Raw genomic sequence first — 23,641 nt, 5'->3', positions numbered from 1 at the left:
GGGGAAAACCCCACCCCCCTCGGTGCGGCTGGCCGCCCCCCAGCGGCGTGAAGCCAGGTTAAGGACGCACCCGGGGGCTCCACGTCCTCCGCCGGTACGAACCCTCCCCCACCCCGAGTACGGAGCAACCCCTAGGGGCTGTCCACCGACGGGTGGACCTTTTCTCAGGGTCGCCTCCACCCACCGCCTCATCGGCCCTCCACCCTCCCGCCGCGTCGGAGCGGGCGGCGCGGGACCGGCCGAGGTCAGGTCACTGCGGCACCCGGGCCTGTCGTCCCGTCAGTGTCGTGATGCTGTCCTGGACGGTGTCCATCTGGGCGCGTACGTCGTCCCACATCTCGCCGTGCTCGCGCAGCAGCCGTTCCGTCTCCAGGGCGGTCCGCTCCGCGCGCCGCCGCGCCTCGGCGAGCACCTCCGCCGCCCGCGCCCGCGCCTCGTCGGGCCCCCGCCGCGCGGCCTCCCGCGCGTCGGCGAGCATCTGCTCCGCCTCGGCCAGCGACGCCTCGACGGCCGCCAGCCGCACGGCGTGCTCCGCCTCCGCCGCGGCCAGCCGTCCGGCCTGTTCCCGTTCCGCCGCGGCCAGCCGTGCGGCGTGCTCGCGGCCCTGCTCGGCCAGCATCCGGGAGGTGCGCCGGCGCGCCTCGCGCAGCGCCGCCAGCGCCTCGCCGCGGTACCCCTTCACCTCGTGCCGCACCGAGATCCGCACCTCCTCGGCCGCCGCCTGGGCCGCCCGCAGCCGGCGCCGGGCCTGCTCCTCGGCCTGCGCGCGGACCGTGTCGGCGTACACCCGCGCCTCCTGGAGCACGGCCTCGGCGCCGGTGCGCGCCGCCTCCGCCGTACGCCGCGCCTCGCGCCGCGCCCGGTCCCGTACGGCGTCGGCCTCCTGCCGCCCCAGCTCGTACAGCCGCCGGGCGGCCGGCCCCAGCGACTCGTAGTCCTGCTCGCCGAGGTGGGCGACCGCCTCCCGCAGGGTCTCGGCCTCCGCCTCCATGTGCTTGGCGAGGACCGTCAGCCGGGCGGCGCGCTCCCAGGCCGCGTCCCGGCTCCCGGAGAGGGCGTCCGCGTACGCGTCCACCTGGTCGGGACGGTAGCCGCGACCGCGTACGACGACGAAGCCGTGCGGCGACGCCGACGCCGCGGACGGCACGGACGACGCCGATGACCTGGGGGCGCTGCTCATCCTGAACCCTCTCCGCCGGATCCCGGGATCCCGACCAGATGGACGCGTCATGATGATGTAGCGGACATCTTGATGTATAGGACGGAAATGTACATAACGCGACACTCCGGACGAGTGACCGGCGGGCGGACGCCCGGGCATGCCGAAGGGCCGGGCCCGGTCGTACGACCGGGCCCGGCCCCACACGCCGTCAGGTGTTCACCCGCTCAGAGCAGTCCGTCCCACATCTGCTCCAGCAGCACCGACCACCAGCTCTCCGGCGAGCCGAGCGCCGCCGGGTCGAGGGCGGCGAGCTGGGCCTGGAAGTCGACGGTCCAGCGGCCCGCCTGCTCCTGGTTCAGGCCGTAGCGCAGCCGCCACATCCGCCCCAGCAGCGCCAGGCAGCGCGCGAACTCCGGCAGGCCGGTGTTCACGAACTGCGGCGGCACGGGCGCACCGCCCGGCCCCGCCTCCACCGGCACCGCCACGATGGCGGCCGTGCCGTACTGCACGCAGATCGCCTTGCCGAAGTCGCTGCCCATCACGAGGTACGAGCCCGCGTCCGGCGCCGGCCGCACCCCGCGCTCGGCCGCCAGCTCAGCCAGCGTCGGCACCGGCCGACCCGGCTGGGCCTGCGCCCAGAAGAACGGCCCCATGTCCAGCGGCAGGCCCGCCACCACCAGCGTGTGCGCCACGACCGGCGGCACGCCCTGGCGGGACACCGCCGCCTGCTCGAACCGGAAGACACCCGGCCCGAAGGCCGCGCCCAGCTCCTGGGCGATGCCCTCCGGGGGCAGCGGCGGCGCGGGCTGCACCGGCGGCAGCGGCGCGCGCACCGGGCCCGGACGGGCCGGACCGTCCGCCACCTGGTGCAACTCACCCTGATGGGCCAGGAGTTGCTGCATGCCCTGCTGACGGCTCGCGTGATCGGTGCCGTACGGCGCGATCGACGTGATCCGCGCCTGCGGCCACTGCTCGGAGATCATCCGCGCGCAGTACGCGCCCGGCAGCCGGCACGACTCCAGCTCGGTGTGCAGCTCCAGCACCTGGTCCGGCGGCACGTTCATGGCGCGCAGCTCGTGGAAGATCTGCCACTCCGGGTGCGGCGTGCCCGGCGCCGAACGCCGGATCAGCTGCTGCTCGGAACCGTCCTGCGCGCGGTAGCGCAGCACGGCCTGGTAGCCGGGACCGACCGTCGGCTGCCCCTGCGGCGGGTAGCCGTACGCCGGGGGCGGCCCGGCGACGGGCGGGCCGGGCGGCGGCATCGCGCCCGGCGGCATGGGCTGCGGGACGCCCGGAGGCGTACCGGGAGCACCGGGCGGGGGCGGAGGCGGCGGGGCCGCCGGGCCCGGTACGCCCGGGGGCGGGGGCGGGGGCGGCGGCACGCCCGGACCGGACGGACCGCCCTGCGGCGGGCCGGCCAGCATGGTCGCCGCGTGGTGCACGGCGCCCTGCCCGGCCCCGGGGGCACCCGGTGCGCCGGGGGCAGCCGGGGCGCCCGGCGGTCGCGGGGCGCCGGGCTGGTTCGGGTCGGCCAGCATCGTGGCGGCGTGGTGCACCCCGCCCGGCGGAGTGCTCCCGGGCGTGCCGGGGGCCCCGGGTGCTCCGGGGGTTCCCGGCGCGGCCGGCGGCTGCGGGGCGCCCGGGGGCTGCGGGACCGCCGCGCCCTCGGGGCCCTCGGGGCCGAGCGACGAGACGAACCGGGTCGGCACGTACCCGCCCGCCGCACCGGGCGCGGCGGGCGTACCGGGCGGAGGTGTCGCCGGGACACCGCCCGGCCGCGCGGCCGGCACGCCGGGGACACCGGGCGGCGGAGGCGGGTTGGAGCCGCTCCGGCCACGGCGCGGCGGGGGCGCGGCCTTGCTCGTCGCGGCGTCGGCGATGTCACCGGCGTTCGGCGGCAGGGGCCGCCCGCCCGGCGGCGGGGTCGCCGACGCGCCGGCGGAGCCCTGCGGGTGTCCGAACGGCGCTCCACCGGGCGGTGGAGTCCCCGGCCCACCCGGAACCGGCGGGGGAGGCGGAGTCCCCGGGCCGCCAGGGGCCGGCGGGGGCGGAGTTCCCGGAACCGCGGTCGGCGGTGGAGGAGGAGGCGGAGTGCCGGGCCCTCCCGGGACCGGGGCCGGTGGGGTGTCCGGAGCGGCCGGGGCGCCCGGCACGCCGGGTCCCTGTGGGGCGCCGTACGACGGTCCCGTCGGCGGCGGGGGCGGCGGCACGCTGCCCTGGGGCGCGCCGGGCGCACCCGGGGGCACGGCCTGCGCGGACCAACCGCCCGGCGCGCTCGGTGCGCCCGGCGCGTCGGCGCCGTCGAGCGCCGGCGCCAGCGCCGTGCGCGGGAGGTGACTGCCGCCGGCCATCAGCGCCGTCTTGGCGTCCGGCGCGGCGGCGGGCGGCGCGGCGTCGCCGTCCGTGTCGCTCAGCGGCGGCGCGAACACGGTCGCGGGCAGCGGCACGGAACGGTCTTCCCCGGCATCGGCGTTGGTGTCCGTCCCGGCCCACGGGGTCGCCCCGGCGGGCGCCTTCGGGGCGCCGGGCCCCGCGTCCGCGGACGCGCCCGCCGGCACCCCCGCCTGCGTCCGGGGCAGCCCACCGTCGGCCACCGGTCCCGCGCCCGCACTCACACCGGCACCAGCAGCCGCGCCAGAGCCCGCACCGACGCCCGGACCGGCCCCGGAACCGGAGCCCGCAGGCGCATCCGCACCCGCACCGGTCCCCTCCCGCCCGTCCGGAATGCCCAGCCGGTCCGCGGCCTCCTGCAGCCACTCCGGCGGAGTCAGCAGGAACGACGTCTGGTTGAGGTCCACCCGGGCGGCGGGCGGCGGGGCGGCGTCCTCGACGGTGTCCGGACGGCCGTACTCCTCCTCGTACCGGCGGATCACCTCGCCCACCGGCAACGCGGGCCACAGCGTGGCCTCGCCGCTGTCCCGCGCGATGACCAGCCGCTGCGCGCCCCCGTCCGAACGCGGGCCCTCCGCGCGGTCCTCGGCCCACACCACGAAACCGAGTTCGAACTCCCGCACCCGCACCTCACGGTGCTGGTACGACGGCACATCGCCGTTGACCCACTCCTCCGCGCGCTCCTGCGCCTGCGCGAACGTCACCATCGCTTCAGCTCACTCCCCGACCGACACGGAAGAGACGGGGACGACGCGCGCGAAGCCGCCGTCCACCATCAGGTTCGCCACCGTCTCCAGCTCGGGCGGAGAGCCCGCCAGCCGGGACAGGAACGCGTCGAAGTCCGCGCCGCACGGCAGCAGCAGCCGCTCCACGCGCTCCGTCTGCGGCCACGACGGATCCACGTCCCGCACGTCGTCGTACGCGCAGAACCACACCGAACCGGCCCGCTCGCCCTTCACCTTCACGGCGAGCAGCCCGCCCTGCGCGAACGCCACCCCGAGGTAGTCCTTCGTGAGGTGGTCGCGCAGACACTTGTTGACGTACACCAGGTCGTTGACCGCCGCCTCGTCGCGCACCGTGAAGAACGGCTGGTCGATCAGCAGCCCCAACTCCGCGTCCAGCGCGGTCCCGACGGGCGCGCAGCCACCCGCCGCCTTGAGGAACGACCGGTACGCGCCCGGCAGCCGGTAGCCGAGGTCCTCCTCGACCGCCTGGACCTGCTCCTCGGAAACCGCCACGCCCGACTTCGGCAGCCCGAAGTGGGCCGGCCGCGTCTCCTGCAGCGGACGGGTGCCCCGCTTCGCCTGGTCGACGTTCGCGGTCGCGATGCCGCCGTGGTGACGCAGCAGCGCCTTCACCTCGACCGGGACCAGCTCCAGACGCCGGCCGCCCGCGACGTGGTGCCAGGTCCAGCCGTGCGGGGTCGCCACGCTCGGCACCGTGTCCCACAGCTCGTGCCCGGACGCCGCCAGCGCCGCGTTGGCCGAGACGTAGTCCGTCAGCCGCAGTTCGTCGACGCCGAAGCCCTCCGGCGGCTCGGCGATCTCCACCGCCGCCCGCGCGTACGGCGAGAAGTCGGGGTAACCACGCTCGTCCACCCGCACACCCCTGGGGTGACGGGCCGCCCGGACCGGGTCCGGGAAGTGCACGATCTGCCCGGCGTAGGCCGCGTTCGGCGGTGCGGCCTGTCCTGCGGCCTGGCGGCCGGGTGGAACCCCCAGCCCGAGCCGACCTGTCGTCATGGCGGTTGCCCCCTGCGGCACTCTGTACGGCCCGCGACGGCCGGCCGCTTCCGCTCCGGCACGCCAGGACCCGTATCGATTACTTCATCTCCTACGCGTCGACCGCACGCACCACGGCGCGCCGGCGTGCCGACAGCCTATGCGGTACGACGGCGCCGGTCACCGGGCCACCGGCCCCCGGCCCGTCACCCGCCCGGCCGCGCGCGCCTCGCGGGCCCACCGCACGGCCGTCCCGGACCGCGCCCGCCGTGACCAGCCGTCACCCCACCGTGACGCACCGCCCCGAACAGGGCGTGTCGCACCGCCCCAGCTTCCGCAGCGGCCACGCGATTTGGCACTCTGTGTCCTTCGGGGGGATGCTCCGGAGGGGAATGATGATCATGAACGCGACGCAGACGGGACCGCGGGCCGACGCCTCCGGAGACCCGAGGATCGGCTGGAGCAGCACCGAGACGCCCCACGCCCCCGCCCTCCGGCACCGCCGCGACGGCATACTGCCCGCCATCGCCGCCGCCCTGTCCGTGCGCGGCGCCACGCTCACCGGCACCGCGGCCCGCGGCGACGAACCGCCCGCGCTGCACCCCCTCGTCCAGGACTTCCTCGACACCCTCACCAGCGCCCAGCGCGACCGCTTCACCGGGCGCTGCGCCGAGACCATCCTCATCTCCCGGCACATCACCGCCGCCGAGGCCGCCCGCAGCAAACGCGCCGCCCGCAAACCCATGACCAACGGCGAGGCCCGCAAGGCCCTGAAGCAGGCCAAGCTCACCGCCCGCCGCATCCGCGAGGACGGCGACCCGCTGCACGGCAGCTTCGCCGCCCCCTGCCGCGCCTGCACCGCGCTCAGCGCCCACTTCGGCGTCCGCGTCGTCGACCCGTCGCAAGACGCCGGCTGACGGCAGGGGCGGGCGCCCGTCGGGCCCGGCCCCGGCGCCCACCCCCCCCCCCCCCCCCGCACGACCCACACCGCCTCGACGAACGAAGGGCAGATGCACGCCGACCGCAACCCCTCCGCCAAGCTCCCGGCCCCGCCGGAGCAGGGGGCACCCGCACCGCGCTTCGCCGTACCCGTGGACGCCGCCCTGCGCGCCGCCGGCTGGCAGCCCGGACGCTGGGACATAAAGCAGGCCGAGATCTGGGCCGACGCCCTGCGCGAGCACTCCTCCCCGGCCGGGCACCGGCACAGCGTCTTCCCGGCGGCCGTGGAGGCCTGGGCGGAGTTCGGCGGCCTGCACCTGACCCCCACCGGCCCCGGCCGCCAGATCGCCCCCGTCGACCTGCACCTCGACCCGCTGCACGGCCTGCACCTGGCCCGCACCCTCGGCGACCTCGGCCGCGCCCTCGACACCGAGGTCTGCCCCCTCGGCGCCGAGACGGACACCCAGGCCCTCCTCGCCATCGACGCCGAGGGCCGCGTCTACGCGCTCGACCACACCGGCGACTGGTACCTCGGCCCCGACATCGACCAGGCCCTGGCGGCCCTGGTCTCCGGCATCACGCCCGTACGCCTGACCGCCGGCTGACCCCCGGCCGCCCGGACGGCCGGACCGCGGCGCCGAAGTCACCAGCGGGCACGGCGCCTGCGGCCCACGATCGGACCACGGCGGAAACAGCGCCTGTCACGACGACGCCGGGGTCACCGCCGGCCGTCGGGGACGAGGACGGTGAACCACGTCCGCGCGCCACGACGCCCACGGCGCCCGCCCACGACCCGCGCCCACGACCCCCGCCTACGACGCCGCCGGAATCACCGCGGACACCCTGAAGCCCCCCGCGTCCGTCGGCCCCGACACGAACACACCGCCCAGCGCGAGGACCCGCTCCTTCATCCCGACCAGTCCGTTCCCGCCGGACGGCAGCCGCACCGACGGCGCCGACGCCTGCTCCGGCGGCGGCTCGTTCTCCACCTGCATCGCGATCTCCGTCACGCGGTGCGCGAGCCGCACGTACGTCTTCGCCCCCGCCGCGTGCTTGTGGACGTTGGTCAGCGCCTCCTGCACCACGCGGTACGCGGTCTGCTCGATCTCCGCCCCGTACACCCGCACCTCCCCCTGCACCGACAGGTCCACGACCATCCCCGCCGCCGCCGACTGGCCGACCAGTTCCTCCAGCTCGGCCAGGCACGGCCCGTCCGCGCCGCCCGGTCCACCGGCGGCCCGGGAGGCGGCGGCAGCGGCGGCCGCCCGCACCGCGACCAGCGGCACGGCCGCGGAGGCGCGCTCGCGGCGCTGCCGCTCCCGCGGCTCCCCGCTGCGCAGCACCCCGAGCATCTCCCGCAGTTCGGTCAGCGCCTGCCGTCCCATGTCGCCCACGAGCGCGGCGTTCCTCACGGCCTTCTCGGGATCCTTGCGCGCCACCGCCTGCAACGCGGCGGCGTGCACCACCATCAGGCTCACCCGGTGCGCGACCACGTCGTGCATCTCCCGGGCGATCCGCGTCCGTTCCTCGTTGCGGGCCCACTCCGCCCGCTCCTCCGCCCGCTCCGCGAGCAGTTGCAGCTCCCGCTCCAGGCTGTCCGCCCGCTCGCGCAGGGACTCCATGAGCCGCCGCCGCGCGCCGACGTACAGGCCGAGCAGGAGCGGCGGCGCGGTGAGGCCGAGCGAGGTGGTGACGGCGGCGAACGGGACGAACCAGTCGCCCAGGGTGAAGTCCCCCCGGGCCATGTCCTGCCGCACCCGCACGAACGTCACGATCATCGTGCCGAGCAGCGACATCCCGGCCAGCGCCGCGATGATCCGGCGCGGCAGCTCGCAGGCGGCGAGGGTGTAGAGGCCGACGATGCCCATGAGGAAGCCCATCTGGGCCGGCGTGACGGCGATCGCCACCAGCACCACGGCTATCGGCCAGCGCCGCCGGATCAGCAGCACGGAGCCGGCCAGCAGTCCGAACACCAGACCGGCGGAGAGCGGGATCCCCGCGTCCCGCGCGAACGGCACTCCCTCCGCCGCGCACTCCGCGGCCGACACCAGCGCCAGGCTCCCGTCGAACAGCGCACTGCGCCACCGTGTCCACCACCACGGCCCGGTCAGGGCCGTGGGGTGCTCTTCCCCCGTCGTGGTCATGCCCCCAGCCTACGGGCGGCCGCACCGGCTTTTCCGGCGAGTTTCGCCTGCGGGCACCCACCACACTCCGTAATCGAAAACCAGCGAAACCGTCCGGCATCCCTCGAACTGCTGAACATCCCCCGTTCGACCTCGGAACCAGGCATTCCACCCGGACGGTATGCCCATGGCACATTCACACAGCAAGTACGCCGACTTCGAGGGCCTGCGCGAGAAGGCGGTGGCGCTGCGGCGCGACGGGCTCAGCCGACGGCAGATTCGCGACCGTTTGCACGTCGACAACAACGACATCCTCAACCGGCTCCTGGAGGGCGAGCCCGCTCCGGAGTGGACGAAGCGCCCGAACGCGAAGGACGACCTGCGTGACAGGGCCCGCGAGCTTCGCCTCCAGGGGTGGACCTACGACCAGATCCAGGTCGAGCTGGGGTGCTCGAAGAGTTCGGTCTCCCTGTGGGTGCGGGATCTGCCGAGGCCGGAGCGGCGCGACCCCTCGGAGCAGGCGAAGCTGGCGGCACGGAAGAGATGGGAGCACGAACTGGCGGTGCGGGACGAGAAGAGGCAGCAGACCAAGGCAGCGGCCACGAGTGAAATCGGCGCGATGAGCGACCGGGAACTGTTCCTGACCGGTGTCGCTCTCTACTGGGCCGAAGGCGCCAAGGACAAGTCGTACGCGAGGCGCGAAAACGTCCAGTTCATCAACAGTGACCCGAGTGTCATCCGAATCTTCCGGAGTTGGCTGGACCTGCTCGGCGTCGAACCAGAGCGTCGGCGGTACCGCGTGATGATTCACGAGACGGGCGACGTCGAGGGCGCCGAGCGCTACTGGGCCGGCCTGCTCAAGGTCGACGCCTCTCTGTTCATGAGGACCACACTCAAGAAGCACAATCCCAAGACCACCCGCAAGAACGTCGGCGAGGACTATCGCGGCTGCCTCGTGATCAGCGTCCTCCAGTGCGCCGAGCTGTACCGTCGCATCGAGGGCTGGTGGGCGGGCATGGCACGTGCGGTCCGCGAGACCACAGCACCCCCGTCCTCGGGTAAGGTCTGACGCAGCCATCCGCCATGGGGTAACTGGTAGCCCGCGGGCCTTTGAAGCCCTGTAGTGCTGGTTCGAATCCAGCTGGCGGAGCTGCTCGATCCGGGTCCTGCTTCCTACACGGTCAGGACCCGCTCTCGTCTCCCCCCACGACCGCCCCGGTATCCTGCGGATGTCCACCCCACCCAAAGCCGAAGGGCATCCCGTGAGCGCCATCCGCCCGGCAGCCGTCGTCGTTCTCGCAGCGGGTGAGGGCACCCGTATGAAGTCGGCCACACCCAAGGTCCTGCACGAGATCTGCGGCCGTTCCCTGGTCGGCCATGTACTGGCCGCCGCGCGTGAGTTGAACCCGGAGAACCTGGTCGTCGTGGTCGGGCACGCCCGGGAGAAGGTGACCGCGCACCTCGCCGAGGTCGACGCCCAGGCGCGCACCGCCGTGCAGGAGAAGCAGAAGGGCACCGGCCACGCCGTCCGCATGGGGCTGGAGGAACTCGGCGGGGCCCTCGACGGGACGGTCGTCGTGGTCTGCGGCGACACCCCGCTGCTCACCGGCGAGACCCTGCGCGCCCTGGCCGCCGCCCACACCGAGGACGGCAACGCCGTCACGGTGCTGACCGCCGAGGTGCCGGACGCCACCGGGTACGGCCGGATCGTGCGCGACGCCGCGACCGGCGCCGTGACGGCGATCGTGGAGCACAAGGACGCCACCGAGGCCGAGCGGGCGATCCGGGAGATCAACTCCGGGGTGTTCGCCTTCGACGGGCGGCTGCTCGCCGACGCGCTGGGCAAGGTCCGCACGAACAACAGCCAGGGCGAGGAGTACCTCACCGACGTCCTCGGCATCCTGCGCGAGGCCGGGCACCGAGTCGGCGCCAGCGTGGCCGGCGACCACCGGGAGATCGCGGGCATCAACAACCGGGTGCAGCTCGCCGAGGCGCGACGCACCCTCAACGACCGGCTGCTGACCGCCGCGATGCTCACCGGGGTGACCGTCGTGGACCCGGCGACGACGTGGGTGGACGTGACGGTGACGTTCGAGCAGGACGTCACCGTGCTGCCGGGCACGCAGCTGCACGGTGCTACGCATCTGGCCGAGGGCGCCGTGGTGGGCCCGAACAGCCGGCTGACCGACACCCGGGTCGGGGCGGGGGCGCGGGTGGACAACACCGTCTCCGACAGCGCCGTGGTCGGCCCGGAGGCGTCCGTGGGGCCGTACGCGTATCTGCGGCCGGGAACCCGGCTCGGCCTGAAGTCGAAGGTCGGCACGTATGTCGAGACGAAGAACGCGCGGATCGGCGAGGGCACGAAGGTGCCGCACCTGTCGTACGTGGGCGACGCGACGATCGGCGAGTACACGAACATCGGCGCCGCGAGCGTGTTCGTGAACTACGACGGGGAGAGCAAGCACCACACCACCGTCGGGTCGCACTGCAAGACCGGTTCGGACAACATGTTTGTGGCTCCTGTCACGATCGGGGACGGCGCCTACACCGCCGCCGGCTCCGTGATCACGAAGAGCGTGCCGCCGGGTTCGCTGGCCGTGGCCCGCGGCCAGCAGCGGAATATCGAGGGTTGGGTGGCTCGCAAGCGGCCCGGCAGCGCGGCCGCGAAGGCAGCCGAGGCGGCGTCCCCGAAGGCGGAAGGCGAAGCCTGACCGGAAACAGGTGCGTCTGGGACGGCGTACCGTGATAAGTGCACACCCGCACCCCACCAGCTGAGACGGCCTCTCGCGCACGGTTGACACGGTTGACGAGGTCATCTCGACATCCAGCTGCGAACACCCTCTGAGGAGACAGTGCTGTGACCGGGATCAAGACGACCGGCGAGAAGAAGATGATGTTCTTCTCCGGCCGCGCCCACCCCGAGCTTGCCGAGGCGATCGCCCACGAGCTGGGTGTCGGGGTCGTCCCGACGAAGGCGTTCGACTTCGCGAACGGCGAGATCTACGTGCGGTATCAGGAGTCGGCCCGCGGCGCGGACTGCTTCCTGATCCAGAGCCACACCGCTCCGATCAACAAGTGGATCATGGAGCAGCTGATCATGATCGACGCGCTCAAGCGCGCGTCGGCCCGCTCCATCACGGTCATCGTGCCGTTCTACGGTTACGCGCGGCAGGACAAGAAGCACCGCGGGCGTGAACCCATCTCGGCGCGTCTGGTGGCCGACCTGATGAAGACCGCGGGCGCCGACCGGATCCTCGCGGTCGACCTGCACACCGACCAGATCCAGGGCTTCTTCGACGGTCCGGTCGACCACCTGTTCGCGCTGCCGCTGCTGGCGGACTACGTGGGCAGCAAGGTGGACCGCGCCAAGCTCACGATCGTCTCCCCGGACGCCGGCCGGGTGCGGGTCGCCGACCGCTGGTGCGACCGCCTCGGCGCGCCGCTGGCGATCGTGCACAAGCGGCGCGACAAGGACGTGGCGAACCAGGTCACCGTGCACGAGGTCGTCGGTGACGTCGAGGGCCGCATCTGCGTCCTGGTGGACGACATGATCGACACCGGCGGCACCATCTGCGCCGCCGCCGACGCGCTGTTCGCGCACGGCGCCGAGGACGTCATCGTGACGGCCACGCACGGTGTGCTGTCGGGTCCGGCCGCCGACCGGCTGAAGAACTCCAAGGTGAGCGAGTTCGTCTTCACGGACACGCTGCCCACCCCGGGCGAGCTGGAGCTGGACAAGATCACGGTGCTGTCGATCGCGCCGACGATCGCGAGCGCGGTGCGCGAGGTGTTCCAGGACGGTTCGGTGACGAGCCTGTTCGACGAGCAGTAACGATCACTCTGGCGATCGTCCTAGATCGTTTTGGGTTCGGCCTCCCCTGCCGAGTAGACTGTCCCAGTTGCTCGGCGAGGGAGGCCGTACCCGTTTTCGCGGATACGGCGGTCCGTAATCGACGCGCTCTTCGTAGCAGGCCGTTCGTGGCCGGGTGACCACAGTCCCTACTTCTACGAGGAGTGATGAGCATGTCCGAGGTGAAGATCTCCGCCGCCACGCGCAGCGAGTTCGGCAAGGGCGCCGCGCGCCGCATCCGCCGTGACAACAAGGTCCCCGGTGTCCTGTACGGCCACGGCTCCGAGCCGCTGCACCTGACCCTTCCGGGCCACGAGCTGCTGCTGGCGCTGCGCACGCCGAACGTCCTGATCTCCCTGGACATCGACGGCAAGACCAACGAGCTGGCGATCCCGAAGGCCGTGCAGCGCGACCCGCTGAAGGGCTTCCTGGAGCACGTCGACCTGCTGCTGGTCAAGCGCGGCGAGAAGGTCACCGTCGAGGTCCCGGTCGTCACCGAGGGCGAGCTGGCCCCGGGCGGCAACCTGCTGGAGCACGTCCTGGCCGCCCTGCCGGTCGAGGCCGAGGCCACGCACATCCCCGAGCAGGTCACCGTGTCCGTGGAGGGCCTGGAGGCCGGCGCCTCCGTCCACGCCAAGGACATCGTCCTGCCCAGCGGCGTCTCGCTGGCCGTCGACGAGGACGCGGTCGTCCTCCAGGTCCTGGCCGCGCAGGCCGAGGAGGCCCCGGAGGGTGCCGAGGGCGAGGGCGAAGAGGCCGCGGAGGCCTGATCCCCACCCTCGTCGTTTCCCGTCCGGCCGCTGCTTCCCCCGGGGAGCGGCGGCCGGCGCGCATCAAGGAGAGATGGACGTGACCACCCCGGCGACTTCCGCGAGCGACCCCTGGCTGATCGTGGGGCTCGGCAATCCCGGACCGGAGTACGCCATGAACCGGCACAACGTGGGGTTCATGGTGGCGGATCTGCTGGCCGACCGCATGGGGGGCCGGTTCAAGCGGGCCGGCAAGGCGCAGGCGCAGGTCGTGGAGGGGCGGATCGGCCCGCCGGGGCCCGGCAGCCGCCGGGTGGTGCTGGCCAAGCCGATGTCCTACATGAACCTGTCGGGCGGCCCGGTGAACGCGCTGCGCGACTTCTACAAGGTCCCCCTCGCCCATGTGGTGGCCGTCCACGACGAGCTGGACATCGACTACGGGGTGCTGCGGCTGAAGCTGGGCGGCGGCGACAACGGGCACAACGGTCTGAAGTCGATGACGAAGGCGATGGGCGCCGACTACCACCGGGTGCGGTTCGGGATCGGGCGTCCGCCGGGCCGGATGCAGGTCGCCGACTTCGTGCTGAAGGACTTCTCCTCGGCCGAGCGCAAGGAGCTGGACTACTTCGTGGACCGGGCGGCGGACGCGGTGGAGTGCCTGCTCGCCGAGGGTCTGGAGCGGGCGCAGAGTGCGTACAACTCCTGACTTGTCCGGGTGCCTCGCGCCCGCGAGTTGACCAGGCGTGTAGGTATGGCCAATGATCCCGGCCATGCCTGCCGCCGCAGCCACCGCCCGCCGTCCCCGCCGGGGCCGTACGACCGCCGGTAGGGGCCGTCCGCCCCGCGCCGCCGCCCGCGCCGCCTCGTCCGCCGCGCTGCGCTTGGGACGGGTCGCCTCGATGGGCGCGGTCGCGGTGCTGATCCTGGTCGCGGGCGTGTGGGCGTCCTGGAGCACCGCGCCGTACGTGATGCTGACCAAGGGGCGCGAGCGCGGGACGGTCGAGGTGACGGCGTGCACGCGGAGCGCGTGCAGCGGGCCGTACACGCCGCGTACGCCGGGGTCCACGGCGCGCGGCCGGGTGGAGATCGACTCGGCGGCGGTGCGCAAGGGGCGGGCGTACGACGTGGTGGTGAAGCCGGGCACCGACGAGGTGTTCAGGTCGGGCGCGGCCGGGGTCCTGTACGCGTGGGCGCCGCTGGGCGGTGCGCTGCTGCTGGCGTCCGTCGTGGTGGCGGGCGGGCTGCGGCGCATGCGGGCGGCCTGGGTGCTGGGCGGATCGGGCGTCGCCCTGCTGACGGCGGCGTTCCTGGCCCTGTGAGCCGCGGGCCGGCCGTGGTCGCGGGCCGGCCGTGGTCCCGCGCTCCGCACCGCGAGACCGTGAGGCGCCTGGAGACGCACGCGAGACGCGTGAGACATGGGGACGCCCCCGGTCCGTACGAGCGTTCGTACGGACCGGGGGCGTCCTGGTGTGTGCGGGGCTCAGCCGGTGTTGCGCAGGCCGGCCGCCACGCCGTTGACGGTGAGGAGCAGCGCCCGCGCGAGCAGCGGGTCGGCCTCCTGGCCCGCCGCCGCCGCGTCGCGCTGCCGCTTGAGCAGGGCGACCTGGAGGTAGGAGATCGGGTCGAGGTAGGCGTCGCGGATGGCGAAGGTCTGCTTCAGCACGGGCGTGGCGTCCAGCAGTTCGCTCTCACCGGTGACGCGCAGCACCTCGGCCACGGTGAGTTCGTGCTCGGCCTTGATGACGTCGAAGACGTGCTTCAGCTCGTCGGGGACGAGGGTGTCGACGTAGTGCTGGGCGATGCGCAGGTCGGTCTTGGCGAGGGTCATCTCGACGTTGGAGATGAAGTTGCGGAAGAAGTGCCACTGTTCGTGCATCTCGTCGAGCACCGTGTCCCCCTCCTGCCGCAGGCCCGCCTCGCGCAGTGCCTTCAGTCCGGAGCCGACGCCGAACCAGCCGGGCACGATCTGCCGGGACTGGGTCCAGCCGAACACCCACGGGATGGCGCGCAGGCCGTCGAGCGAGACGCCCGAGCCGGGGCGGCGGGAGGGCCGCGAGCCCAGGTGCAGCTCGGCGAGCTGGTCGACCGGCGTGGAGGCGAGGAAGTACGTCGGCAGGTCGGGGTCCTCGACGAGCCGGCGGTAGGCGGCGTGGGCGGCGTCGGAGACGACGTCCATGGCCGCGTCCCAGCGGGCCAGCGCCTCGTCGGACTGGCGGGGCGCGGTGTGCAGGGCGGACGCCTGGAGGGTGGCGGCGACCGTCAGCTCCAGGTTCTCCCGCGCGAGGGAGGGGATCAGGTACTTGTCGGAGATGACCTCGCCCTGCTCGGTCACCTTGATCTCGCCCTCCAGGGTGCCCCAGGGCTGGGCGAGGATCGCGTCGTGCGAGGGGCCGCCGCCGCGGCCGACGGTGCCGCCGCGGCCGTGGAAGAGGCGCAGGCGCACGCCGTAGCGGTGGGCGACGTCGCGCAGCCGGCGCTGGGCGCGGTGGATCTCCCACTGGGAGGTGGTGATGCCGCCGAACTTGGAGGAGTCGGAGTAGCCGAGCATGACCTCCTGCACGTCCCCGCGCAGCGCGACCAGGCGCCGGTAGGACGGGTCGGAGAGCATGTCCTCCAGGATGGTGTCGGCGGCCTTCAGCTCGTCGGTGGTCTCCAGCAGCGGCACGATGCCGATCCTGGCCCAGCCGGCGTGCAGGTCGATGAGGCCGGCCTCGCGGGCGAGGACGGCGGCGGCGAAGACGTCGTCGGCGCCCTGGCACATCGAGATGATGTAGGACTCGATGACCTCGGGTCCGAAGACGCTCAGGGCGCGCTTGACGGTCTCGAAGACGCCGAGGGTCTTGGCGCCGGCCGCGTCCACGGGGGCGGGGGTCGGGGCGAGCGGCCGCCTGGAACGCAGCTCCTTGGCGAGCAGCTTGGCGCGGTACTCGCGGGGCATGTCGGCGTAGCGCCAGGACTCCTCGCCGAGCCGGTCGAACAGCTGGCCGAGGGCGTGGTGGTGGGCGTCGGCGTGTTCGCGGACGTCCATGGTGGCGAGCTGGAGGCCGAAGGCGGCCAGGGTGCGGATGGTCCGGGCGAGCCGGCCGTCGGCGAACAGTCCGCCGCGGTGCTGGCGCAGCGAGTCCTGGAGCAGGCGCAGGTCGGCGAGGAGTTCGGCGGTGCCGAGGTAGTCGCGGCCGTCCTCGTGGGCGGTGGAGCGGGCCAGGCGGCGCTTGGTGTTGACGAGCTTCTGCCGGATGCAGGTGGCCTTGAGCCGGTAGGGCTCCTCGGCGTTGAGCCGCTTGTAGCGGGGGCTGATCTCGGGGAGGTTCTCCAGGTCGGCCTGGAGGGAAGCGAGCAGTTCCTCGGTGGCGCCGGTGTAGCGGATGGAGTTGGACAGCAGACCGCGCAGCTCGTCGACCATGTCGAGGGCGTCGTTGATGCCGTGCTCGTGCTGGAGGATCAGCACGTCCCAGGTGACCTGGGGGGTGACGTTGGGGTTGCCGTCGCGGTCGCCGCCGATCCAGGTGCCGAAGGTGAGCGGGCGGGTGTCGTCGGGGAGCTTGACGCCGACGCGCTCCAGTTCCGCGGTGAGGTCCTCCAGGACGTCGCCGACGGCGCCGGCGTGGAGTTCGTCCAGGTAGTAGATGGCGTTGCGGGCCTCGTCGGTGGGTTCGGGGCGTACGACGCGCAGTTCGTCGGTCTGCCAGACGAGGTCGATGTTCTCGGCCAGCCGGGTGTCCAGGCGGCGGCGGTCGGACTCGATGACCGGGGTCTCCAGGAGCGCGGCGATGCGCCGGAGCTTGTTGAGCACCGAGCGGCGGGCGGCCTCGGTGGGGTGCGCGGTGAACACCGGGCGGACGTTGAGGTGTTGGACGCTCTGGCGCAGGTGCTCGGGGTCGGCGTCCTTGAGCCGGTCGGCGGTGCGGGCGAGCAGTCCGCCCTCGGCGGCGCGGCGGGCGCGCAGTTCCTTGCCGCGGTGGACCTGTTCGGTGACGTTGGCGAGGTGGAAGTAGGTGGAGAAGGCGCGGACCAGCTTGGCCGCCGTCTCCAGTTCGGTGCCGCGCAGCAGTTCGGCGGCGGCTTCGCCGTCCTCTCTGGTGAGGCGGCGGACCTTCTCGACCAGGTCGAGGAGCTCGGGGCCCTCCTGCCTGACCAGGGTCTCCCCTAGCAGGTCGCCCAGTCGGCGGATGTCGGCGCGCAGCTCGCTGCTGGTCGTGGTCTGGTCGTCGGCACTGCTCACAGGTGCGGCTCCTTGCAGTGTTGAAGCTCGTCTGGAGGGGGACCCGGAAGGGTGCCGCGCGGCGAGGGCCGCATACGGGCCGGGCATCCGGGAAGTCATCTTCTTCAGCGGACCGCGCTGTCCGACCGGTACCAAGTCTAGGTGTCGGGCGTGACGCGCAGGCCAGGGGCTCTTGCCGGGCGGCGACGCACTGCCATACTTACGTTGCCGTAGGTTACGCAACCGTAGGAAGTCGGGGGCTCCCGGAAAGGGCCTCCGGCACTGTCACTGCCCTCGACCCCACAGGGGACGCCCATGACCACAAGCTCCTCCGATGTGATCGACGACGCCGCGGGGGCGGCGGACGGCACGACGCCCTCCGCGACCCTGGGCGGCGAGCAGAAGCGTTCGATCGAGCAGATCACGCTGCTGCTGTTCATCACCGTTCCGTTCCTGGCGCTGCTCGCCGCGGTGCCGCTGGCGTGGGGGTGGGGGGTGAGCTGGCTGGATCTCGGTCTGCTGGTCTTCTTCTACTTCCTGGGCTGCCACGGCATCACCATCGGTTTCCACCGGCACTTCACGCACGGTTCCTTCAAGGCGAGGCGGCCTTTGAAGATCGCGCTGGCGATCGCCGGGTCGATGGCGGTGGAGGGGCCGCTGGTGCGCTGGGTGGCCGATCACCGCCGGCACCACAAGTTCTCCGACCACGAGGGCGATCCGCACTCGCCGTGGCGCTACGGGGAGACGGTGCCGGCGCTGCTCAAGGGCCTGTGGTGGGCCCATGTGGGCTGGATGTTCGACGAGGAGCAGACCCCGCAGGAAAAGTACGCGCCGGACCTGATCAGGGACCCGGCGATGCGGCGGATCTCCCGGCAGTTCGTGCTGTGGACGATCGTGTCGCTGGGGCTGCCGCCGCTGATCGGCGGGCTGGCGACCATGTCGTGGTGGGGCGCGTTCACCGCGTTCTTCTGGGGTTCACTCGTCCGGGTGGCTCTGCTGCACCACGTGACCTGGTCGATCAACTCGATCTGCCACGCGGTGGGCAAGCGGCCGTTCAAGTCGCGGGACCGTTCGGGCAACGTGTGGTGGCTGGCGATCCTGTCGTGCGGCGAGTCCTGGCACAACCTGCACCACGCCGACCCGACCTCGGCCCGGCACGGTGTGGAGCGCGGGCAGCTGGACTCCTCGGCGCGGATCATCCGCTGGTGCGAGCGGCTGGGCTGGGCCTACGACGTGCGCTGGCCGTCACGCTCGCGTATCGATTCCCGCCGCAACACCGACGAACGCGGCTCCCGCCGCCGGAGGGAAACAGCGAAGGCGGCATGATTGACGCCGTGGCGACCGACTCCAGCACTCCCAGCAATGACAAGCCGCGGCGTGCGCGCCGCACCCGGATGACCGGCGCCGAGCGCCGCCAGCAGCTGCTGGAGATCGGTCGCACCCTGTTCGCGGCGAAGGGGTTCGAGGGCACGTCGGTGGAGGAGATCGCGGCGAAGGCCGGGGTGTCCAAACCGGTGGTGTACGAGCACTTCGGCGGCAAGGAGGGCCTGTACGCGGTGGTGGTGGACCGCGAGATGCGGCGGCTGCTGGACATGGTGACCAGCTCGCTGACGGCCGGGCACCCCCGCGAGCTGTGCGAGCAGGCCGCCTTCGCGCTCCTGGACTACATCGAGGAGTACACGGACGGCTTCCGCATCCTGGTGCGCGACTCCCCCATCCCGCAGTCCACGGGCTCCTTCGCCTCGCTGATCTCCGACATCGCCACCCAGGTGGAGGACATCCTGGGCCGCGAGTTCAAGTCCCGCGGCTTCGACCCGAAGCTCGCGCCGCTGTACGCCCAGGCCCTGGTCGGGATGGTCGCGCTGACCGGCCAGTGGTGGCTGGACGTGCGCCGCCCGAAGAAGGCGGAGGTCGCCGCGCACCTGGTGAACCTGGCCTGGCACGGCCTGGACGGCCTGGAGCCGAGGCCGCGGCTGATAGGGCACCGGAAGAGCTGAGACAGGTCTGTCACTCGGTCGGGTGGTCATCGGGTTGGATGTCACCCGCTCGAGTGTTACCTAGGGGGCACCAGATTAATCTTGTGGCATGATTCGCATATGACTGAGATCGCGATCAGCGCTGCCCGTTCCCAGCTCGGCGACCTGGTCCGCCGGGCCGCCCACAGCCGCGAGACCATCGCCCTCACCGACCACGGGCACGTGGCCGCACTGCTGGTGTCACCGCAGGTGATAGAGGATCTCGAGGACGCCTTGGCGCTGGCCGACTACGAGCGGCGCCAGGCCGAGGGCAAGCTGGGCGAAGGCATCCCCCACGAAGAGGTCGGACGCATGCTGGGGCTGCGCCCGTGACCCACCGCATCATCTGGGAGCCGAGCGCCACGGACGCGGCACTCCGCTTCCTCAAGGACGACCCGACCGGCCTCGCCACCGTCTACGAGGCGGTCGACGCGCTGGCCGAGTCGCCACGGCCCGCCGGCTCCACCGCATACGGGCCGGGGGCCAGGCGACTTCGCATCGGTCGCTATCGCGTGCTGTACCGGATCGACGACCAGGTGATCCACATCCTCGTGGCCCACCTGGGCCGCACCCCCTCCTGAGGTCACCCGGTCGCTTCCAGGAACTCCAGGCGGTTGCCCACCGGGTCCTCGGAGTAGAAGCGCCGGTGGCCGGGGAGGTCGTCGTCCCAGGTCACCGGCGCGCCGCGCTCGGCCAGGAGGGCGGCGTACGCCTCGATGCCGGTCACCCGCAGCCCCGGGTGGGCCTTCCTCGCGGGCCGGAAGTCCTCCTCGACCCCCAGGTGGAGCCGCACGGACCCGGCCTGGAACCAGCAGCCGCCGCGCGCCGCGAGGACCGGCGGTTTGGGGATCTCGGTCATCCCGAGGACACCGGCGTAGTACGCCCTGAGGTCGCCCTCGGAACCGGGCGGCGCGGCGAGCTGGACGTGGTCGACGGCGGCGAGCATGCCTCAGCCCTCCTTGACGGCGACGGCGAAGACGCGGCGGAACGGGAACGGGGTGCCGTGCGGCCCGGCCGGGTAGGCCTCGCGCAGGGCGGCCCGGTACTCGGCGAGGAACGCCTCGCGGGCTTCCGGGTCGTCGGCCAGCGCGGTGAGCACGGGCCGCAGCCCGGTCCCCTTCACCCAGTCCAGCACCGGGTCCTCGCCGGGGAGCAGATGGATGTACGTCGTCTCCCACACGTCCGCGGCGCAGCCGAGGGAGGTGAGCCGTTCCAGGTACTCCTCGGGCGTCAGGACGGCGTCGGCGTGGCGCAGGACGCCGTCGAGACGGTCGCGCCAGCGGGCGGACCCGGCGAGGACGCGCATCAGCTCGTGGCTGGGGGCGGAGAAGTTGCCGGGGACCTGGAAGGCGAAGGCGCCGCCCGGCCTGAGGGCCGCCACCCAGTCGGCGAACCGGCCGGCGTGGCCGGGCACCCACTGGAGGGTGGCGTTGCTGACGATCAGGTCGTACGGCTCCGCGGGCGTCCAGGTGCGGACGTCGGCGTGGGCGAAGTCGAGGCGGCCGCCGCCCGGTGTCGGGCCCTCGTGGTCCACCACCGCCTTGTCCAGCATCTCGGGCGAGTTGTCGAACCCGGTGATGTGCGCGGCGGGCCAGCGGTCGGCGAGGTGCGCGGTGACGTTGCCGGGGCCGCAGCCGAGGTCGGCGACGCGGGGCGCGCCGGCCGGCGGGGAGGGGATCCGGGCGAGGAGATCGGCGAACGGGCGGGCCCGGTGGCCGGCGTGGCGCAGGTACTGCGCGGGGTCCCAGACGGGGCGTGCGGCGCTGGACTCGGACATGGCGGCCTCCTCGGGCTCGTCGTCGGTGACACGCTCGGTGGATCACCACTGTCGCCTCCAACATCTCTCCATGTCAAGAATGTTGACATCAAGAGACTTCACGTCGACACAACCACTACACTGATCGCATGGAGGACGAGGTCGATCGGCTGGTCGCGGCGTGGCGGCGGGAGCGCCCGGACCTCGACGTGGAACCGCTCGAGGTGCTCAGCCGGGTCAGCAGGCTGGCGCGGCACCTGGACCGGGCGCGTCGGCTGGCGTTCTCCGAGCACAGCCTGGAGCCCTGGGAGTTCGACGTGCTGACCGCGCTCCGTCGCGCGGGGGCGCCGTACCAGCTCTCCCCCGGACAGCTGCTGACCCAGACCCTGGTCACCTCGGGCACGATGACGAACCGTATCGACCGGCTGGCGAAGAAGGGCCTGGTCGAACGGCTACCCGATCCCAGCGACCGGCGCGGGGTGCTGGTCAGGCTCACGGACGAGGGCCGCGACCGCGCGGACCAGTCCCTGGCGGGCCTGCTGGCCCAGGAGCGGGCGATCCTCGGTGAACTGTCCGCCGCCCAGCGCGCGGAACTGGCGGGTCTGCTACGGCAGTTGACGGCGCCGTTCGACAACATCCCGGGCTGAGGAACGGACCGCGAGGTCCTGGTCCGGCCGCTGTCCGAAGGACTCAGGCGCTGCTGCTCTCCCGCACCCCGACGCGTCCGCCGACGGCGCCCAGGTCGGCCGGGCCGACCCCGGCGCGGCGGGCCAGTGCGACGGCGGCCAGCGTGGAGTGCACGCCGAGCTTCCCCAGCACGTTCTGCATATGGGTGCGGACGGTGTGCGGGGAGAGGTACAGCCGCTCGGCGACGGCCTTACGACCCAGTCCCGCCACCATGCAGCGCAGCACCTCCCGCTCGCGCGGGGTCAGCGACTCCACCAGCCGCTCGCTCTCGGTGCGGTGCTTGCGGGCCGCGGTCAGTTCGCGCAGCACGCCGGTGAGCAGGGCCGGCGGCAGATGCGTCTCGTCGCGCAGCACGCCCCGGATCACGGTGAGCAGCCGCGACAGCGAGCAGTCCTTGGCCACCCAGCCCGAGGCGCCGGCCTGCAGGGCGAGCGCGGCCCGGCGCGGGTCGTCCTTCTCGGCGAGCACGACGGTCCGTACCCCCGGATGGGCGGTCCGCACCGCGGCCACCAGGGAGATCCCGTCCACCAGCCCGTCGGCGTCGCCCCCCTGGACGGGGGCGGCGGCCCGCTCGCCGGGCACGGTCCCGCCGAGGTCGGCGTCGACGAGCAGCACGTCGAAGCGGCGGCCCTCGGCGGCGGCACGCTCCAGGCAGCGCAGCGCCGCGGGGCCGGAGCCGGCCGCGGACACGTCGACGTCCGGCTCGGCCGCCAGCGCCGCGGCGAGCGACTCGGCGAAGATGCGGTGGTCGTCGACGACCAGGACTCGGACTCGAACCACTGAACCCCCCTCCCCCAGACTCCCGGCGGAGCAGGGGATTCCCGTCATCGAAGGAGCCGACGCCGGCGCGCTGCCGCCGGCCGGCGCGGGTACGACGCCCGGGGCCGGCACGACCGCACGGCCGCCGCCACGCGGAATTGCTACCCCCACGACGGGCGCCGTACCCGACTGTCTCGCCCCCTGATCGGCGCCGGCCCCCACCGGCACCGCTCCTCAGAGTACGGGCGCCCGCCGGGAGGGGAAGGCAATTCGCAGAACTGACCGGCCCGCGCGTCTAGGGTGTGCCGCATGTTCCGTATCGAGGCGGAAGTCGACAAGGAGCGCCGCGATCTGCTCCGCTCCCGGCTGCGCGACACGAACACGGCGGCGTCACCCGTGCTGGCGGCGCTGCGCGGCACGCCCGGGGAACGCGAGGTCCCGCTCCACGTCTGGGCGCTGGATCCGGCGGGCGCCCTGGCGGGCGGCCTGGTCGGCCACACCTGGACGACCTGGCTGCACGTGACGTACCTCTGGGTCGACGCCCGCCACCGCGGAGCGGGCCTCGGCTCCCGCCTCCTCGCCCGCGCCGAACGCATCGCCCGCGACCGCCGCGACTGCACCGGCGCCCGCCTGGAGACCTGGGACTTCCAGGCCCCCGCCTTCTACCGCCGCCACGGCTACAAAGTCATCTGCGCCCTCCCGGACTACCCCCCGGGCCTGACGGAGTACACCCTGGTCAAGCCGCTGGGGTGAGGGGGCGTCAGTGCTCGGACGGTGACAGCGCAGGAGGCGGGGAAGGCGGCGGCGGACAGGGCGGCCGGGGCGGGATCCGGAGCCTGGGCGGCCCGACGGGCGGCGGAGGCCGCGGCTCCAGCGACCGCCGGGGACGGGGCGCGAGCGGCCCTGGCGTCAGAGGCGGGGGCGGGGGCTCTTCCACCTCCGGCATCAACGAGCCGCCCGCCCGCAACCGCTCCACAGCCAGCTCGGCCCTACGGCGCCCCCGGGGGTCGTCATCGCGCCGGAAGAGCAGCCGCACACGGGCGGGCGGACGGTAACCGGGAGAGACCAGACCGATGTTCGGTCCCTGCTGACGTTCGATGGCGACCAGCCGATATCCGAGCACGCGCGCGATCGCCTCGGCCCGCGCCCTGACCGACACCTCGCCCCGGATCTCGACCGACCCCCGCCCGTCGAAACGGGACCGGATCTCGTCCTCGTCCATCACTGCTCCTTGTAGCGGGGCAGTTCCTCGGGGAAAGCGCGGGGGGCTTTGCACCCGGATAGCTCG

At 73.3% G+C, this 23,641-nt stretch carries 22 protein-coding genes and 1 tRNA gene; 15 read left to right on the top strand and 8 right to left on the bottom strand.

Going from position 1 to position 23,641, the window contains the following annotated elements; translation table 11 throughout:
* Window positions 1–250 precede the first annotated feature (250 nt).
* The 3 genes from ACH5A8_RS18135 to ACH5A8_RS18125 all read right to left on the bottom strand — a co-directional run bounded on the left by ACH5A8_RS18135 (window position 251) and on the right by ACH5A8_RS18125 (window position 5,295).
* On the bottom strand, window positions 251–1,180 hold the full coding sequence (locus tag ACH5A8_RS18135; protein WP_399003029.1) for a cellulose-binding protein: 930 nt from the start codon (window positions 1,178–1,180) through the stop codon (window positions 251–253).
* Between the two features lie 206 nt (window positions 1,181–1,386).
* Window positions 1,387–4,260, bottom strand: a complete 2,874-nt coding sequence (locus ACH5A8_RS18130) for an SUKH-4 family immunity protein (protein WP_399003027.1) — start codon at window positions 4,258–4,260, stop codon at window positions 1,387–1,389.
* Window positions 4,261–4,269: 9 nt separating this feature from the next.
* On the bottom strand, window positions 4,270–5,295 hold the full coding sequence (locus ACH5A8_RS18125; protein ID WP_396318839.1) for an SMI1/KNR4 family protein: 1,026 nt from the start codon (window positions 5,293–5,295) through the stop codon (window positions 4,270–4,272).
* A gap of 371 nt (window positions 5,296–5,666) precedes the next feature.
* On the opposite strand from ACH5A8_RS18125, the gene ACH5A8_RS18120 reads away from it, so the two are divergent.
* Window positions 5,667–6,191 (top strand): YwqJ-related putative deaminase, encoded by a 525-nt coding sequence (locus ACH5A8_RS18120; protein WP_399003025.1) that lies wholly within the window; start codon window positions 5,667–5,669, stop codon window positions 6,189–6,191.
* Between the two features lie 93 nt (window positions 6,192–6,284).
* A complete protein-coding gene (locus ACH5A8_RS18115) occupies window positions 6,285–6,818 on the top strand; it encodes an SUKH-3 domain-containing protein (protein ID WP_399003023.1) in 534 nt (177 codons plus the stop codon).
* 207 nt (window positions 6,819–7,025) lie between these two features.
* On the opposite strand, the gene ACH5A8_RS18110 is transcribed toward ACH5A8_RS18115, so the two are convergent.
* Entirely contained in the window at window positions 7,026–8,357 is a 1,332-nt protein-coding gene (locus ACH5A8_RS18110) for a sensor histidine kinase (RefSeq protein ID WP_399003021.1), read from the bottom strand.
* Between the two features lie 166 nt (window positions 8,358–8,523).
* On the opposite strand from ACH5A8_RS18110, the gene ACH5A8_RS18105 reads away from it, so the two are divergent.
* From ACH5A8_RS18105 to ACH5A8_RS18075, 7 genes are all read left to right on the top strand, one after another.
* On the top strand, window positions 8,524–9,405 hold the full coding sequence (locus tag ACH5A8_RS18105; protein ID WP_399003019.1) for a hypothetical protein: 882 nt from the start codon (window positions 8,524–8,526) through the stop codon (window positions 9,403–9,405).
* An 8-nt stretch (window positions 9,406–9,413) separates the two neighbouring features.
* Window positions 9,414–9,486: transfer RNA gene (locus ACH5A8_RS18100), tRNA-Gln, on the top strand.
* 112 nt (window positions 9,487–9,598) lie between these two features.
* Window positions 9,599–11,047 carry a bifunctional UDP-N-acetylglucosamine diphosphorylase/glucosamine-1-phosphate N-acetyltransferase GlmU gene (gene glmU / locus ACH5A8_RS18095; RefSeq protein WP_399003017.1) on the top strand — a complete coding sequence of 483 codons (1,449 nt, stop codon included), beginning with the start codon at window positions 9,599–9,601 and terminating at the stop codon, window positions 11,045–11,047.
* A gap of 146 nt (window positions 11,048–11,193) precedes the next feature.
* The gene (locus ACH5A8_RS18090; protein WP_009189048.1) at window positions 11,194–12,168 is read left to right on the top strand and encodes a ribose-phosphate diphosphokinase; all 975 of its coding nucleotides are present in this window, start codon (window positions 11,194–11,196) and stop codon (window positions 12,166–12,168) included.
* Between the two features lie 191 nt (window positions 12,169–12,359).
* A complete protein-coding gene (locus ACH5A8_RS18085; protein WP_399003015.1) occupies window positions 12,360–12,956 on the top strand; it encodes a 50S ribosomal protein L25/general stress protein Ctc in 597 nt (198 codons plus the stop codon).
* Between the two features lie 73 nt (window positions 12,957–13,029).
* Window positions 13,030–13,641, top strand: a complete 612-nt coding sequence (gene pth / locus ACH5A8_RS18080) for an aminoacyl-tRNA hydrolase (protein ID WP_399003013.1) — start codon at window positions 13,030–13,032, stop codon at window positions 13,639–13,641.
* 52 nt (window positions 13,642–13,693) lie between these two features.
* Entirely contained in the window at window positions 13,694–14,254 is a 561-nt protein-coding gene (locus tag ACH5A8_RS18075) for a hypothetical protein (RefSeq protein WP_399003011.1), read from the top strand.
* A gap of 161 nt (window positions 14,255–14,415) precedes the next feature.
* Here ACH5A8_RS18075 and ppc read toward each other — a convergent pair whose 3' ends face one another.
* Window positions 14,416–17,157, bottom strand: coding sequence for a phosphoenolpyruvate carboxylase (ppc, locus tag ACH5A8_RS18070; RefSeq protein WP_399003009.1), 2,742 nt, complete (start codon window positions 17,155–17,157; stop codon window positions 14,416–14,418).
* A gap of 294 nt (window positions 17,158–17,451) precedes the next feature.
* On the opposite strand from ppc, the gene ACH5A8_RS18065 reads away from it, so the two are divergent.
* The 4 genes from ACH5A8_RS18065 to ACH5A8_RS18050 all read left to right on the top strand — a co-directional run bounded on the left by ACH5A8_RS18065 (window position 17,452) and on the right by ACH5A8_RS18050 (window position 19,732).
* Window positions 17,452–18,462, top strand: coding sequence for an acyl-CoA desaturase (locus ACH5A8_RS18065; RefSeq protein WP_399003007.1), 1,011 nt, complete (start codon window positions 17,452–17,454; stop codon window positions 18,460–18,462).
* Window positions 18,459–19,133: a TetR family transcriptional regulator gene (locus ACH5A8_RS18060; protein WP_399003005.1), complete on the top strand. Its 675-nt coding sequence runs from the start codon at window positions 18,459–18,461 to the stop codon at window positions 19,131–19,133. Before ACH5A8_RS18065 ends, ACH5A8_RS18060 begins: the two co-directional genes overlap by 4 nt.
* A gap of 99 nt (window positions 19,134–19,232) precedes the next feature.
* The gene (locus ACH5A8_RS18055) at window positions 19,233–19,484 is read left to right on the top strand and encodes a type II toxin-antitoxin system Phd/YefM family antitoxin (RefSeq protein WP_399003003.1); all 252 of its coding nucleotides are present in this window, start codon (window positions 19,233–19,235) and stop codon (window positions 19,482–19,484) included.
* On the top strand, window positions 19,481–19,732 hold the full coding sequence (locus ACH5A8_RS18050; protein ID WP_399003001.1) for a type II toxin-antitoxin system RelE/ParE family toxin: 252 nt from the start codon (window positions 19,481–19,483) through the stop codon (window positions 19,730–19,732). Before ACH5A8_RS18055 ends, ACH5A8_RS18050 begins: the two co-directional genes overlap by 4 nt.
* A 2-nt stretch (window positions 19,733–19,734) precedes the next feature.
* Here ACH5A8_RS18050 and ACH5A8_RS18045 read toward each other — a convergent pair whose 3' ends face one another.
* Both ACH5A8_RS18045 and ACH5A8_RS18040 read right to left on the bottom strand, forming a co-directional pair.
* Entirely contained in the window at window positions 19,735–20,097 is a 363-nt protein-coding gene (locus ACH5A8_RS18045; protein WP_399002999.1) for a glyoxalase, read from the bottom strand.
* A gap of 3 nt (window positions 20,098–20,100) precedes the next feature.
* Window positions 20,101–20,928, bottom strand: coding sequence for a trans-aconitate 2-methyltransferase (locus ACH5A8_RS18040; RefSeq protein ID WP_399002997.1), 828 nt, complete (start codon window positions 20,926–20,928; stop codon window positions 20,101–20,103).
* Between the two features lie 128 nt (window positions 20,929–21,056).
* Here ACH5A8_RS18040 and tamR point away from each other — a divergent pair, with 128 nt between their 5' ends.
* A complete protein-coding gene (gene tamR / locus ACH5A8_RS18035; protein WP_396318971.1) occupies window positions 21,057–21,554 on the top strand; it encodes a MarR family transcriptional regulator TamR in 498 nt (165 codons plus the stop codon).
* A gap of 43 nt (window positions 21,555–21,597) precedes the next feature.
* Here tamR and ACH5A8_RS18030 read toward each other — a convergent pair whose 3' ends face one another.
* Entirely contained in the window at window positions 21,598–22,374 is a 777-nt protein-coding gene (locus ACH5A8_RS18030; protein ID WP_399002995.1) for a LuxR C-terminal-related transcriptional regulator, read from the bottom strand.
* Between the two features lie 288 nt (window positions 22,375–22,662).
* On the opposite strand from ACH5A8_RS18030, the gene ACH5A8_RS18025 reads away from it, so the two are divergent.
* Complete coding sequence (locus ACH5A8_RS18025; RefSeq protein ID WP_399002993.1) at window positions 22,663–23,106, top strand: GNAT family N-acetyltransferase; 444 nt, start codon at window positions 22,663–22,665, stop codon at window positions 23,104–23,106.
* Window positions 23,107–23,641: the final 535 nt, after the last annotated feature.

This window comes from Streptomyces sp. NPDC018610 (assembly GCF_044391765.1).
GTDB lineage: Bacteria > Actinomycetota > Actinomycetes > Streptomycetales > Streptomycetaceae > Streptomyces.
This window is presented reverse-complemented; position numbering and strand designations above follow the sequence as displayed.

Bases quoted from the DNA above. Each gene is read 5' to 3' on its own strand.
- ACH5A8_RS18135 (WP_399003029.1), bottom strand. From the start codon at position 1,180: ATGAGCAGCGCCCCCAGGTCATCGGCGTCGTCCGTGCCGTCCGCGGCG.
- ACH5A8_RS18130 (WP_399003027.1), bottom strand. From the start codon at position 4,260: ATGGTGACGTTCGCGCAGGCGCAGGAGCGCGCGGAGGAGTGGGTCAAC.
- ACH5A8_RS18125 (WP_396318839.1), bottom strand. From the start codon at position 5,295: ATGACGACAGGTCGGCTCGGGCTGGGGGTTCCACCCGGCCGCCAGGCC.
- ACH5A8_RS18120 (WP_399003025.1), top strand. From the start codon at position 5,667: ATGATGATCATGAACGCGACGCAGACGGGACCGCGGGCCGACGCCTCC.
- ACH5A8_RS18115 (WP_399003023.1), top strand. From the start codon at position 6,285: ATGCACGCCGACCGCAACCCCTCCGCCAAGCTCCCGGCCCCGCCGGAG.
- ACH5A8_RS18110 (WP_399003021.1), bottom strand. From the start codon at position 8,357: ATGACCACGACGGGGGAAGAGCACCCCACGGCCCTGACCGGGCCGTGG.
- ACH5A8_RS18105 (WP_399003019.1), top strand. From the start codon at position 8,524: ATGGCACATTCACACAGCAAGTACGCCGACTTCGAGGGCCTGCGCGAG.
- ACH5A8_RS18085 (WP_399003015.1), top strand. From the start codon at position 12,360: ATGTCCGAGGTGAAGATCTCCGCCGCCACGCGCAGCGAGTTCGGCAAG.
- pth (WP_399003013.1), top strand. From the start codon at position 13,030: ATGGACGTGACCACCCCGGCGACTTCCGCGAGCGACCCCTGGCTGATC.
- ACH5A8_RS18075 (WP_399003011.1), top strand. From the start codon at position 13,694: ATGATCCCGGCCATGCCTGCCGCCGCAGCCACCGCCCGCCGTCCCCGC.
- ACH5A8_RS18065 (WP_399003007.1), top strand. From the start codon at position 17,452: ATGACCACAAGCTCCTCCGATGTGATCGACGACGCCGCGGGGGCGGCG.
- ACH5A8_RS18060 (WP_399003005.1), top strand. From the start codon at position 18,459: ATGATTGACGCCGTGGCGACCGACTCCAGCACTCCCAGCAATGACAAG.
- ACH5A8_RS18055 (WP_399003003.1), top strand. From the start codon at position 19,233: ATGACTGAGATCGCGATCAGCGCTGCCCGTTCCCAGCTCGGCGACCTG.
- ACH5A8_RS18045 (WP_399002999.1), bottom strand. From the start codon at position 20,097: ATGCTCGCCGCCGTCGACCACGTCCAGCTCGCCGCGCCGCCCGGTTCC.
- ACH5A8_RS18040 (WP_399002997.1), bottom strand. From the start codon at position 20,928: ATGTCCGAGTCCAGCGCCGCACGCCCCGTCTGGGACCCCGCGCAGTAC.
- tamR (WP_396318971.1), top strand. From the start codon at position 21,057: ATGGAGGACGAGGTCGATCGGCTGGTCGCGGCGTGGCGGCGGGAGCGC.
- ACH5A8_RS18025 (WP_399002993.1), top strand. From the start codon at position 22,663: ATGTTCCGTATCGAGGCGGAAGTCGACAAGGAGCGCCGCGATCTGCTC.